At 41.9% G+C, this 14,194-nt stretch carries 11 protein-coding genes; 5 read left to right on the top strand and 6 right to left on the bottom strand.

Annotation, left to right across the window (positions count from 1 at the left end):
* Positions 1 to 466: 466 nt before the first annotated feature.
* Positions 467 to 2,167 carry an AMP-binding protein gene (locus M0221_RS05900; protein ID WP_483284676.1) on the top strand — a complete coding sequence of 567 codons (1,701 nt, stop codon included), beginning with the start codon at positions 467 to 469 and terminating at the stop codon, positions 2,165 to 2,167.
* A 96-nt stretch (positions 2,168 to 2,263) separates the two neighbouring features.
* Here M0221_RS05900 and M0221_RS05895 read toward each other — a convergent pair whose 3' ends face one another.
* From M0221_RS05895 to sohB, 5 genes are all read right to left on the bottom strand, one after another.
* Positions 2,264 to 2,965, bottom strand: coding sequence for an SDR family oxidoreductase (locus M0221_RS05895; RefSeq protein ID WP_483284759.1), 702 nt, complete (start codon positions 2,963 to 2,965; stop codon positions 2,264 to 2,266).
* Positions 2,966 to 3,270: 305 nt separating this feature from the next.
* Positions 3,271 to 4,023 carry a histidine phosphatase family protein gene (locus M0221_RS05890; protein WP_483284675.1) on the bottom strand — a complete coding sequence of 251 codons (753 nt, stop codon included), beginning with the start codon at positions 4,021 to 4,023 and terminating at the stop codon, positions 3,271 to 3,273.
* A 62-nt stretch (positions 4,024 to 4,085) separates the two neighbouring features.
* Positions 4,086 to 5,375, bottom strand: coding sequence for a phosphotransferase family protein (locus M0221_RS05885; protein ID WP_483284674.1), 1,290 nt, complete (start codon positions 5,373 to 5,375; stop codon positions 4,086 to 4,088).
* A 145-nt stretch (positions 5,376 to 5,520) separates the two neighbouring features.
* Positions 5,521 to 6,771 (bottom strand): acyl-CoA dehydrogenase family protein, encoded by a 1,251-nt coding sequence (locus M0221_RS05880; RefSeq protein ID WP_483284758.1) that lies wholly within the window; start codon positions 6,769 to 6,771, stop codon positions 5,521 to 5,523.
* A gap of 247 nt (positions 6,772 to 7,018) precedes the next feature.
* A complete protein-coding gene (sohB, locus tag M0221_RS05875; protein ID WP_483284673.1) occupies positions 7,019 to 7,999 on the bottom strand; it encodes a protease SohB in 981 nt (326 codons plus the stop codon).
* A gap of 363 nt (positions 8,000 to 8,362) precedes the next feature.
* Between sohB and aspS the strand changes: the two genes are divergently transcribed.
* From aspS to M0221_RS05855, 4 genes are all read left to right on the top strand, one after another.
* Positions 8,363 to 10,189 carry an aspartate--tRNA ligase gene (aspS, locus tag M0221_RS05870; protein ID WP_483284672.1) on the top strand — a complete coding sequence of 609 codons (1,827 nt, stop codon included), beginning with the start codon at positions 8,363 to 8,365 and terminating at the stop codon, positions 10,187 to 10,189.
* 67 nt (positions 10,190 to 10,256) lie between these two features.
* Positions 10,257 to 11,183 (top strand): lysophospholipid acyltransferase family protein, encoded by a 927-nt coding sequence (locus M0221_RS05865; RefSeq protein WP_483284671.1) that lies wholly within the window; start codon positions 10,257 to 10,259, stop codon positions 11,181 to 11,183.
* 105 nt (positions 11,184 to 11,288) lie between these two features.
* Positions 11,289 to 12,089 (top strand): glycosyltransferase, encoded by an 801-nt coding sequence (locus M0221_RS05860; RefSeq protein ID WP_483284670.1) that lies wholly within the window; start codon positions 11,289 to 11,291, stop codon positions 12,087 to 12,089.
* Positions 12,090 to 12,149: 60 nt separating this feature from the next.
* The gene (locus M0221_RS05855; RefSeq protein ID WP_483284669.1) at positions 12,150 to 12,992 is read left to right on the top strand and encodes a hypothetical protein; all 843 of its coding nucleotides are present in this window, start codon (positions 12,150 to 12,152) and stop codon (positions 12,990 to 12,992) included.
* On the opposite strand, the gene M0221_RS05850 is transcribed toward M0221_RS05855, so the two are convergent.
* On the bottom strand, positions 12,985 to 14,106 hold the full coding sequence (locus M0221_RS05850) for a glycosyltransferase (protein ID WP_483284668.1): 1,122 nt from the start codon (positions 14,104 to 14,106) through the stop codon (positions 12,985 to 12,987). The genes M0221_RS05855 and M0221_RS05850 overlap by 8 nt on opposite strands.
* Positions 14,107 to 14,194: the final 88 nt, after the last annotated feature.

The following is a 14,194-nucleotide window of genomic DNA, read 5'->3' as shown; positions in this document are numbered from 1 at the left end:
TTTTAATATGCTATCTTATCTCTGCAATCGCTTCACTATTCTTAGTTGCAACATATATTTTTCAATATATCAAGTATAACGACAAACTCTCAAGTTCTTTTATAGCAATAACTTACTCAATTACACTTATGTTAATGTATTGCCTAAATATGTTACGCTATTGTTTATAATATTGAATCAGTAATATATTTAACTGAAGTCAATTAATTGACCTTAAACAGCAGTACATTTTTCAAAAATAATTACAGACCAGCCATTTAATCTATTCAGATGAGTTTTCTGTATGGTTAAATGAATTTTTAGTTCAATCACCTTGTATAAAGGCCGCCGTATTTTAGCAGTTTGTGAATAAATGGGATAGCACTCGACAATCCACCGCTTAACTGGCGATGACTCGTATTGTTGACATGGATGTGACTACTTTTGTATAGAGCCTTAACTGATCGCAAATTTAAGGACGCTTAGTATGACAACAGATAAACCTTGGCTTGCTCAATATCCAGCAAACGTACCCAAGACTATTAATCCTGATCAGTATGAAAGTCTCATCGAGTTGTATGAAGAGTGTTTTGACCGCTTCCGTATGCATCCTATGACCATCTGTATGGGCGTCTCTCATACCTATGGAGACGTGGACAAAGCGTCTCTTGCTGTCGCTGCTTGGTTGCAAGCACAAGATATCCCCAAAGGTAGCGTAGTGGCAGTCATGATGCCAAATGTACCGCAATACTTACCGACGATGATCGGTATATTGCGCGCCGGCTATGTTTGCACCCCTATCAACCCACTGTACACTGGTCGTGAGCTACGTCATCAACTCAATGATTCAGGCGCTCAGGTTATTTTTGTCGTCGATAACTTTGCTCAAGCACTTGAGCAAGTCATTGAAGAGACGAACATCAAACGTATTGTCCTATCGAAAATGGGCGACATGATGGGACTAAAGGGTATTTTGGTCAATACCGTTATTCGTCAGGTCAAACGCTTAGTGCCTAAGTACAACCTGAATGACCCTAAGTATAATGTTACCAAATTCCCTGATGTGCTTAAAAAAGGCAAAAATCTGCCTTTTCAAACACCAAAAACCTCACTGCAACAAAAAGCTATTTTACAATATACCGGTGGTACAACAGGGCTGTCTAAGGGTGCTATTTTGACCCAGCGTAACGTTGTCGCTGCTGCCATGCAATCAGAAGCATGGTATCGCCCCGTTACCTCTGAAATTAATGAGGTGTACATCAATATGGTCATGGCATTGCCGCTATATCATATATTTGCCTTTATGCTGAGCTTGCTAGGTATGCGTTCGGGTTATACTTTTATATTAATACCTAATCCACGAGACATGCCTGGATTTGTCAAAACCTTATCAAAACAGCCCTTCCATATTTTTCCTGCCGTCAATACTTTGTTTAAAGGACTACTTGATCAACCAACCTTTAAGAACCTAGATTTTAGCGCATTACGTATCTCACAAGCAGGCGGTATGGCAGCGACTGAGCAAACGGCAGCACGCTGGTTAGAAGTCACTGGTTGCCCGATGGTTGAGGGTTGGGGTATGACTGAAGGGGTTGCAGCAGGTACTGCTAACGTCATTACTGATCGCAAGTTCAATGGCACTATTGGCATTCCTGTACCTAGTGTCGATGTTATTGTGGTCGATGATAATGGCGAGACCGTAGGTTTTAATCAGTCTGGTGAAATGTGCATTAAGGGACCAAATATCACCTCAGGCTATTTTAATAAAGACAACACCAATGACTTTACCAAAAATGGCTATTTCCGTACTGGTGATATCATTAGTATGGACGAAAAAGGCTATATCACTTTACTTGATCGCAAAAAAGACATGATTTTGGTATCAGGATTTAACGTCTTTCCAAATGAGATTGAGTCGGTTATGCTAGATTGCAAAGGTATTATTGATTGTGCTGTCATCGGTATCCCTGATGAACACCAAGGCGAAGCGGTCAAAATCTATATCGTTCCTACTGACAACAATGTGACCAAGAGTGATATTAAAGAATTTGCTTTGGATAATTTGACTGGCTACAAATGCCCGCGTCATATTGAATTTGTGAGTGAGTTGCCAAAGAGTAATGTGGGTAAAATATTGCGTCAAAAACTGCGTGAAAAACACATGTCAGATAACCCTCAAACCTTGTAGTACTTGAGCTTTAGAATTAAGATAATAAAAAGCCCTCAATATTAATGTTGAGGGCTTTTTATTATCTTTTCTTAATACCATCCAACGTGGTTTGTGCTAACTGACTTTATTGACCACCTGCAATGGCAAATGCTTCATTGCTTGACCGACAATAGACCATGGTAAGCTCGGCACGCAAGCTTCTTCCACGCCAGCCTCAATCGCTGCAACAATGGCTTTCGTACCAGTATCTGAATCTACTTCAAACGGTAGTGGCTTGGCATTTTCATTGATTTCAGTACGGATATAGCCTGGATAAATAGTAGAGACTTTGATCGGCAGTTTGGTCAATAGCATATCAGCACGGATACCCTCTGCCAGATGTGCCAAGCCTGCCTTACTCGCACCATAGGCGGTTAAGTGCTTAGGTAACCCACGCATCGCTGACATACTAGATATCACGACCAGATGGCCGCTATTTTGTGCGCGAAAGATACTCATCGCTGCTTCACACTGCGCGAGCGCCGAGATAAAGTTAACCTCAACCGTACGGCGGTTGGTATCAAAGCGTCCTTTACCAATACGGCGACTCTCGCCAATACCTGCATTGACCACGACACGATCAATATGACCAAAGTCAGCCGTGAAGGCATCAAACACTTCAAAAATCGCATCATAATCACTAACGTCTAGCACTCGATACTCGATACGAATATCAGGATATTGGGCCATCAACTCTATTTGTAGACTGTCTAAACGATCCGTACGACGCGCACAAATAGCAAGGTTGTATCCAAGCTTAGCAAACAATCTCGCCATACCCTCGCCCAACCCTGAGCTGGCACCCGTGATTAAAACCGTTTTGCCACGACCAATCTGCTGTTTATTTAAACCTTTTAAATAACGTGCTGGTTGGACCGCGCCAAATAATTGATTTTTACTTTTAATGGCTTTTTTTGCCACTAGGCTCAGTAATTTATTTTGCATGTACATTCTCTTATGTATCAATGATAACCTCAAGATAACGTAAACCCTTCCAACTGTCTATCTGGCTTTGGTATTATTGCGCTAATTGCTAGCCACTACAGACTTTCTATAACAAGGTTTTAGCAACCAATCCTGAATTATCGCCATGTCACAAAACGCTTACCATCAGCGAATAAATGACTATACTCATTTAATGACAGTAAACGTGAATTCTGCTCTTTTAAAGTAATAGATGTCACGCCCGTATTAACCAAGCTTTTATTGATTTGATACGCAGTTTGACTGCCTTGTTGCAAGAGTTGCGACGTAATAGCCGCAATCACACCACCAGAAGTAAATACCAATACCGTGCTATCACGATTTAAATTTAGCGTTGTCACCTGTATACGTATTTGCTCAAGCGCTTGCTTAGCTCGCTCATTAAACTGTGACCAGCTTTCTATATAATCTTGATCATAATCACCGCCATGCCAGCGCTGCATCGCGTTATCAAATAACTCAGCCAAACGTGTCATCGGTACATCCGCTTTAGCAATCTCAGCTGCAATTAATGCTCGAGTGCTGAATGCTGGATCTGATTTAACAAAAACATCTTTATGATTAAATTCATCAAATTGTGGCAGTACATAGCTATCCGGCGCACTCATATCGATTGCAGGCTTGTTAGAGCTATCGGTATCAGAAAATGACTGATAACGCCGCCAAAAATGATGTGCAGAATCTTGTTGCCTGACCAAACTCCCCGTAAAAATAGCATCGATTCGGCGCTGGGTCGTTGCATAATGCTGGCCGAGCATTTGCGCTTGGATACCACCTAGCTCTGACAGCTGATCATAATTTTCTTGTCCAAAGGATGCCTGGCCATGACGTGCCAGAAGAATAGTTGTCATAAAATACTGCCTTTTATCATAGTTTCAATATGCTGATTTCAAACATTTTACTTGCTAAAAAATTACTCAGCTGTTGATTGCGGCGACTTAGCAAAATAGCCTTTTGGTAAGATACCTTTAATAACTTTTTGTACAGGCGCTGGTAATCGCTCAATGGTGGCAGAATCGACGCCCATATCTTGCAAATGCGGCTGCACATGAGTATTAAATAATGCCTCACCTTCATATTGAGCAATCAACTTCAGAGATTTTGCATGCAATACATGAACGATAAGCCAGAAATTTTTAAAGGCGGGATTGGTCGTTTGTTTATGATAGTAGCGATAATAAATTTGCTGGACAATACCTGCTAGACGGAATAACCCAAACACCTCATAAAACGTCCAGTTGTCTATCTCTAGACCTGTCTGCTCAAGATAATAAGCAACCACCTCATCGCGAGTCATCATCCCTTTTAAATGCGTGGGCTGACGGCGTGACTGCTGCATAATGATGTTGTCATCTTCTTCAATCCAATAAGCCAAGGCGCTACCCAAATCCATCAAAGGATCACCTAAGGTCGCCATTTCCCAATCAAGTACGCCGATAACCTTAGTTGGATCTGCGGCATCTAAAATGACGTTGTCAAAACGCCAATCATTGTGAATCAAGCAAGTCTTACTATCAGCAGGCGTATGCTTACCAAGCCATTGACGTACCAATGCAAAACTTGGGACGTTAGGTGTTTTGGCTTTGACATAACGCTTATCCCAACCTGTTACTTGGCGCTCGCAATAACCTTCGCCACGCCCAAGATCTACTAAATCAGGATGCGCTTTATAATCTACTTGGTGCAGCTCAACCAAAGCATCGATAACATTGGTACATAATGCACGCGTTTGCTCTTCGTTTAAATCAATCCCTTTTGGCAAATTGGCACGAGGAATGATCCCTTCCATACGCTCCATGACGTAGAAATCGGCACCGATGACGGACTCATCTGTACATAGCGCGACCATTTTAGGTACGTAAGGATAAGCATCCTTTAAGGATTTTTGGACAGTGTATTCGCGCACCATATCATGTGCTGATTTGGCTTTAGTGCCTTTTGGCGGACGGCGTAAGATTAAATCTTGGCTTTTACTTTCAGCGTTACCTTCGCCTTCATATTGCAAACGGTAAGTCCAGTTTGATGCTCCGCCTGAGAATTGGGTAACCGTTGGCTCGCCTGCTACATCGATTCCTTGGGCGCGTAGCCAGTTACTAACTGCTTTGGCGTCAAGCTCTTCGCCCTCACGAACCTCGCCGCCTTTATCTAAGATTTTATTAGCTACTTCTTTATCCGTAGTATTGCTCTGATTAGCAGTTGCCATAAGACAGTCCTTATCGTGTGGTCAGTTATTTTTATTGATTATTTAGGGGTGAAGAATCCACTATCAAATGATTGATAGTGGATTTATAGTTATGGTCGCCATTGAGCTTGTTTTGTATTAGTTATAGATACAAATCTAAGTTACCTTAAGATTTAGCAGGTTTCGACGAACGGCTAAAACCTTGACGCTTTAGCTCAAGTTTCGCAATCATGGTTTTATGCACTTCATCAGGACCATCGGCTAAGCGCAGCGCTCGTGCTTGAGCAAAGAAACTCGGCAGCATCGTATCTTGGCAAACGCCCATGCCACCATGGATTTGAATCGCCATATCGACTACTTCTTGTAGCACGGTTGGCGCAACTACTTTAATAGCAGAAATTTCAGTGAGTGCCGCTTTGGTGCCTTGCGCGTCCATTTTTTGCGCTGCATATAATGTCAATAAACGCGCTTGATCAATTTTAATACGAGCCTCAGCAATACGCTCAAAGTTACCACCTAGTTGTAGTAATGGCTTACCAAAAGCCGTACGCTCCATACCGCGTTTTACAGCCAGCTCTAGCGACTTTTCAGCAGCGCCAATACAACGCATGCAATGATGAATGCGACCTGGCCCTAAGCGACCTTGCGCAATCTCAAAGCCCATACCTGGGCCACCGATAAAGTGGCTAACGGGTACACGTACATCATTAAAGCTGACCTCACCATGCCCGTGCGGCGCATCATAATCGCCAAATACTTTTAGCATGCGCTCGATATTAACGCCTGCAGTTTTTGCTGGAACTAATACCATCGAATGCTGATGATGACGGTCTTTAGTTTCATCAGGGGTGTATGCCATCACAATCAAAATATCAACTGCTGGGTCGCCAAGACCGGACGACCACCATTTACTACCATTGATAATAATCTCATCGCCATCGACAACCGCAGTCGCCTGCATGTTAGTCGCATCACTGGATGCCACCTCAGGCTCAGTCATACAAAATACCGAACGCGTTTTACCTTCCAAGATTGGCGTCAGCCACTTGTCTTGCTGCTCTTGTGTACCATAACGCCACAACAGCTCCATATTGCCACTATCGGGGGCATTACAGTTAAAGACATAAGGTGCTAGTAAACTGCGACCTGTCAACTCTGCAATCGGTGCATAATCGGTAACCGAAAGGCCAGCACCTAGGATGTCATCCGGCAAAAATAAATTCCACAGGCCAGCTTCACGTGCTTGCTTACGTAAGATCTCATACTTTTCTGGCCACTGCCAATTTTTCCAATTACCATCAGGATTTTGCTGATGACAGTCTGCCCAAAATTGCGCTTCAATGGGCTCAAGATGGGTTTCGATAAATGCTTGTACTTGGGCATGCACGGCTTGACCATGTTCTGTTGCTGTAAACATCAAGGCATTGCTAGACATAATGATTTCCCTATCCTTATTAATTATTTCGATCACATTTTTATAAAAAACTTCATAGTGTACGTACGTAAACTCTGTATCGTATTTACCATTTATAACACAGCGATTATTTTTAAACAGCAAAAAGGCGCGACCCGTTAGGACACGCCTTTTACAAAATACAAACAATGCACAAATTAAGGTTAGAACTTTAAAGATCAGCTATGCACTAACCTTTTAAAACTTAAAACTACTTTAAGATATTTAAACGACTATTAAGGTCAAATCGTGCTAGTGCATCTGGCAGCTTATCAACCGCCATGCTGATGGTCGCTTCTGCAGCTTGTGATAGCCCTAGCTTTTCTGCCAGTGTTGGCTTTTGGCGTGAATGCAGCGCGTACACTTCGTTGTTCTCCATACGCTCTAATAAATAACTGTCCGATGTCTGTAATTTATCCACCAAGTTCAAATGCAGCGCATCTTCACCATACCAATGCTCGCCTGTCGCGACTTTATCTACATCAAGCATACCGCGGTAACGATTGACAAAGTGCTTAAACAACTCATGTGTTTGCTCTAGTTCTTCTTGATATTTGGCACGATCTTCATCATCATTTTCACCAAATACAGTCACGGTACGTTTGTAATCACCAGCCGTAAACATCTCATAATCAACATCATGGTTTTTGAGCCATTTATGGAAATTGGGCAGTTGTGATACCACACCGATAGAGCCAATAATGGCAAATGGTGCCGCTACAATATTGTCCGCTACACAGGCCATCATATAGCCACCACTAGCTGCAACCTTATCAACGCAGACGGTGAGTTTCAAACCGGCATCTTTTAGACGAGCCAATTGTGCTGCGGCTAAACCATAACCGTGTACTACGCCGCCACCCGACTCTAGACGCACCACTATTTCATCGCCTTTATTTGCGGTGCTTATTAGCGTGCTAATCTCTTCACGCAGATGTTTAACAGCAGTGGCTTTGATATCGCCATCAAAGTCGAGTACAAAAACTTGTTGCTTGCTATCACTATTTTTTTTCTTATTTTTGGTTTTCGCTTTTAGGGCTTGTTTTGCTTTTTTAGCCAGTGCTTTTTTGAATTGTTTGAGGGCAGCTTTACCTTGAGTCGCCTCCATCAGGTCTTCACGGCGTTGCTCTTGGTTTTTATTCAGATGGATAACTCTTAGCTCAACAGGGTTTTTAGAGGGATTAAAAAGCATGAGTGCGATTCCTTAAATGATTAAGACGGTCTTAGTGTAATTTTATAAGTTAGGCTGATATGCGCACGCGCGCTTATCTTTTCAAGCAGAGGAACAATATTTAACCTAATGCAATTGTTACGGCATAAATACGGCTTATAGCCATCTTTACTGAGCTTTGATTGGGCTGATTCGGTTGTATAACAAAGGCAGATTAGGCATAATATACGTTTACACCAAATTTTCTGTAGCCAACGTGATGACTATTTGTCTTAATCGCGTTGTTTGCGCTTCTTTTAACTAAACTAGTTATTATCTAAAAGAAGCGCAACGATGGCTGCATTATTGTATTTCGAATTGGGCTGACAACTGGATAATTATATTATGACGCATAGCGAATACCGAGACGAATATTGCGGAGCCGTAACCGAAAGCTTAATTGAGCAAACCATTAGTGTCGTAGGCTGGGTACATCGTCGTCGCGATCACGGTGGCGTGATTTTTTTAGACATGCGTGACCGCGCTGGTATCTTGCAGGTCGTTGTCGATCCTGATACTCCAGAGGCGTTCGCTATTGCTGATGCAGTACGTCCTGAGTATGTAATAAAAATCACAGGTCGTGTCCGTCAACGCTACGCGGGCACTGAAAACGCGAACATGACCAGTGGTCACATCGAGCTGTTGGCGAAAGAAATCGAAGTGCTTGCAAAGTCTGAAACTCCGCCATTCCCATTGAATGATGAGAAAAGTACGGTATCAGAAGATTTGCGTCTCAAATATCGCTATCTTGATATGCGCCGTCCACAAATGCAAGATCGTATGGTATTCCGTGCTAAAGCCACCTCAGCGATTCGTCGTTACTTAGATGATCATGGTTTTTTAGACGTAGAAACCCCTATCTTGACTCGTGCAACGCCAGAAGGTGCTCGTGATTATCTTGTGCCTTCACGTACGCGTCCGGGTAACTTCTTTGCCTTACCACAGTCGCCACAGCTGTTTAAACAGTTATTGATGGTCGCAGGTTTTGACCGCTATTATCAAATCGCTAAGTGCTTCCGTGATGAAGATTTACGTGCTGATCGTCAGCCTGAATTTACCCAAGTCGATATTGAGACTTCCTTCTTAAATGAAGAAGAAATCATGAATATCAACGAAGGTCTGATTAAGCATGTCTTTAAGAAAATGATGGACGTTGAATTTGAACAATTTCCACGTATGACTTATGCTGAAGCCATGCGTGATTATGCTTCAGACAAGCCTGACCTACGTATTCCGCTTAAATTGATTGACGTTGCAGATTTAATGAAAGACGTTGATTTTAAAGTGTTTGCCGGTCCTGCTAACGATCCTAAAGGTCGCGTTGCTGCCCTACGCATCCCTGGCGGTGCTTCATTAAGCCGTAAGCAAATCGATGCTTATACCAAGTTCGTTGGTATCTATGGTGCACGTGGTTTGGCTTATATTAAAGTCAACGATGCCAGCAACATCAATAACGGCGTGGATAAAGAATCTGGTCTACAGTCTCCTATCATTAAGAATATGACTGATGATGTGTTGGTCAGCCTGATTGAGCGTACTGGTGCAGAAAGCAACGATATTATCTTCTTTGGTGCAGATAAAGCCAGTGTGGTCAATGATGCCATCGGCGCCCTACGTCAAAAGATTGGTTTAGATTTAGAAATGACCACTTGTGAGTGGGCCCCACTTTGGGTAACTGACTTCCCGATGTTTGAAGAAACTGAAGATGGTCGCTGGACCTCAATGCATCATCCATTTACTAAGCCAAAAGGTTCGGTTGAAGAATTAAAAACCAATCCTGAATCTGCCCTTTCTATCGCTTATGACATGGTATTAAACGGTACTGAAGTGGGTGGTGGTAGTTTACGTATCAATACACTTGAGATGCAAACAGCCGTATTTGAAGCATTGGGTATTGATGATCAGGAAGCAGAAGACAAATTTGGTTTCTTGCTTGACGCGTTAAAATTTGGTGCGCCGCCACATGGTGGCTTGGCATTTGGTTTGGATCGCTTAATCATGCTTATGGTAGGCGCAAGCTCTATCCGTGACGTGATTGCCTTCCCAAAAACCAAAACTGCTGAATGTCCATTGACCCAAGCACCGGCTGAGGTAAATACCAAGCAGCTACGTGAGCTTGGTATCCGTGTCCGTGAAAAAGTACAAGCTGACACTACTAAGTCTGCTGAATAAATAGTCTGATCATGCGAAGCTATTTTTTACAGTGCCTGTTATGTGATTCATCACTGTGTGAATGGTCATGAATCCGTATCATATTTTCAAAATCGTGCCACTGTCTGTCTTGCAGATGCTGGCACGTTTTGTTGCGTGGATAATCTTAAGGATGCCAAGCGCTAGTATCATGCGCACGGTTAAAATCAATATGGCACTGATTGCCCCTACGTTATCTCACCTGCAAAAACAAGCATTAACCAAAGATATTATCTACCATCAATGTTTAACCAGCATTGAGTCAATCAAAAGCTGGGCGATGTCACCTGATTGGAGTATCGCTCAAATTCGTGACGTCCATAATAAAGACATTTTACTTGATGGACTTGCCAGTCCTAACGGCATGCTCGCGATCGTACCGCATTTGGGTACGTGGGAGATGATGAATGCTTGGCTCAATCAATTTGGCTCGCCAACCATCATGTATAAGCCCGTAAAAGGTGACGTTACCAACAATTTTATATTGCAAGGTCGTGCCCGCCTCAATGCGACATTAGTACCGACGGATGGTAGCGGTGTAAAAGCAGTATTTAAAACACTTAAACAAGGTGGTTTTAGTATTGTCTTACCTGACCACGTTCCTGACCCCTCAGGCGGTGTCATCGTGCCTTTTTTTGGCATTGAAACGTTGACCAGTACCCTCGCCTCCAAACTTGCTAGTAAAACCAAATGCGCACTGGTCGGATTGGCATGTATTCGCCGCGACGATGGGCATGGCTTTGATATTTATTGCTATAAACTCGATGACCATGCCTTATATGATCGCAATACTGAAACGGCAGCTTATGCACTCAATCTAGCAATGCAACGTATGATTGAAGACAATTACAGTCATTATATGTGGGGTTATCGACGCTTTAAGCATATCCCTATGATAGACAATCCTTACAACACTGATGAAGCCAATCTAGCAGCATTCATTCGCACACATCACACTAAGGTCGATAATAAATAAAATTGATACAGTGAAATCCGTACGCTACTGATAGACTCTCAATTTTAGTGTTTTTTATCAATTTTTTAAAAGTTAGCCCCTTATTTATATAAATATGAGTGCACTATGGCAACTGACATGAATCAAAATTTCCCAACCAATCAAACGCCAACAGACAGTAAAAACTCTGATCAGCGTTATATTATTTGTATGAAATGGGGTGATAAATATGGTGCTGAATATGTTAACCGTCTTTATAACATGGTGCATCGTAACTTAACTTTAGATTTTCAGATGGTTTGCTTAACCGATGACAGTACTGGTATCGATCCTGCTGTTATCTGCCACCCCATCCCTGAGCTCAATCTACCTGCAGGACCTGAGCGTGGCTGGAAAAAGCTCACGACTTTTAAGCAAGAATTATATGACCTCAAAGGCGTCGCCTTGTTTTTAGATATTGATATCGTTATCGTTGATAATATCGACGGATTTTTCACTTATGAAGCTGAGCATGAAGATAGTGTGGTTATCATTCGTGACTGGAAAAAACCGTGGCGTATGATTGGCAATAGCTCGGTATACCGCTTCAATATCGGTATGAATACTTATCCTAATTTGCTCGCAAATTTTGAACGTAATTTTGAAACTATTCGTACTCAAGTTCGTCATGAGCAAGCATATCTGTCCAATTATTTACGTGAGTATCATCATTTAGAGTATTGGGACAAAGACTGGTGTGTTAGCTTTAAATATCAGTGTATTGCACCTATTCCTTTTAATCTAGTACGGGCACCTACTCTGCCAAATGACGCTAAAATCGTTATTTTCCATGGTGAGATTAATCCACCAGACGCGATAGCAGGGGGTGGCGGTAAATGGTATCGTCATGTGAAGCCGAGCCCTTGGCTCAAAGAGTATTGGATATAATTTAATCATCAAACCATCATTACTTTAAAATATCTGGAGCTGACATTGGGATTACCTCCTATGATTGAGTTTGAGGTTGGTAATCAGCCGTTCCCTATTCACGCATTTAACGCAAAAGAAAATCAACAAAACCTTGACCGACAAGCTGTCAATATCATTGCTTCAGGTCCCTCTATTGCTGAGGTAGATTTTATACCTTTACTAGATACAGCCACGATTTTTATTAATGGTAGTATTAGTCTCACCGCTCAGTATAGCTTTACCAAAGTCGTCGGTTATGTCATTAGTGATGCACGTTTTATCCTCCATCAGCCCGATATATTAAATAAATACTACACCGGTCAGCCCTTATATGCCACCTTGGCAGTATTAGAAGCATTGGTCAGCGCCCACCCTGAAATCATAAAAAAATATCATCATAAGATGCGTATTATCTATCTTGTTGACAGACCGTGGGGTGTTAAAGGAAATGATTCAGAATTTAGTCTTTTGCTGTTAGGTAAGGAGTCACGATACCAAGCGCTCAATAGAAAAACGCCACTATCAGCATTTGCTAAGCTTGCTAAATTTGTTATCGATAGCTATCATCAGCCATCACCTATCGGGTTGTCCTTAGACATCACCTACGGCTTTGTAGAAGCTGGAACAGTGGCTTATGTAGCAACGCAGCTGGCTTTCTCCCGTGGTGCAAACGCACTGCATTTATATGGTGTTGATCTACTTAATAGTAACGAGCCGCGTTTTTATGAAGATAGAGAGCGTAGTGCGCCCACGACGCTAAATAATGTCATCAGCAATACTATTGTACCGTCATTTAATTTATTAGCCAAAACCTATCAACAATATGGCATGCGTGTTACCAATCACTCTCCTATCTCTCAATCACTTTTCGACTTTAGTTAATATCATTTACTATTGATAGCGAAAAATCTAAATACTGCTGTGCAATATGTTTTGGTAATAGCTGCTGATTTAACGGCGTTATAAATTGATTCGCATTATCTAATGCCTGACTTATTAGCGCTGCCAACCCTTCGATATCATCAATAGCAACTAAGTTTTTCTGTGGTAACAGCTCTCTTGGACCAAAGGGGCAATCCGTACTGATAACAGGTACATTTAAGGCTTGCGCTTCGACGATAACATAACCAAAGCCCTCGTACTTAGAAGTCATGACGAGCAGTGCGGCTCCCGCAATCAACTGATAAGGATTGGTATAAAAGTCTAAAAAATATACTTTATCCTCAATTTTTAACTCAATCGCTAATTGTTTTATTTCATCTTCAAGTCGACCTTTACCTACCAAAACCAATGGTAGTCTGCGCTCTGTTTTGGCATAGGCCTGCAGTAAATCACGATGACCTTTCATAGCGTCAAACGAAGCGACATGAATAATATAACCTTTATCAGTCAAGCCAAACTCTTCAATATGAAAATGTTCACTAGCCAATTGCTGAATTTGACTGACATCGCATGGGTTATAAATTGTCGTGGTTCTATTTAAGTTACCTATTAATGCCAATAAATCTTGGCATGCGCCTTCACTGACACAACTGCACGGATGAGCACCGTAAACCACTTTTAAATGACTTATGGTTTGAGCAGGTATGGTTGCTAGCTTTTCTTGAAACTGTTTGGACACTGCGGTGTGCAATACGTTCACTATATTTGGTAGCTTACTATATGCCATAATCCAATTAACCTTGTAAATATTGGCCAAGATTAATTTAGGTGTTCCGATATTTTTTAGTACATATTCATCAATGCGCGCTGCAACCTGTTTATAAGCGGTGGCTTGCTCAGTTTCTATATTAAAAAGCGGCTGATTATAAGGGACGATGTGGTAATGCACGCGAGAATCTAAGCACATATCTGTCGTATCTTCTAGGCAAAGCACATGGACATCATAATCCATATCTATATAGGCACGCGCCAATGTCGTGACCATACGTTCTGCACCGCGCCCTTCTAACGCTTTTAATATTAGTAAAATAGTTGGTTTATTGCTAGTTATCATAGTAACCCGTCTTTCATACTTGTGATGCCTATCTTGGTATAATAAATAGCCGTAAAATAATTGTTTAATATTGCAGCGCTCTACCTTT

The organism is Psychrobacter sp. ANT206 (assembly GCF_056880555.1).
The sequence above is the reverse complement of the archived record's forward strand: the minus strand, read 5'-3'. Positions and strand labels throughout refer to the sequence as shown.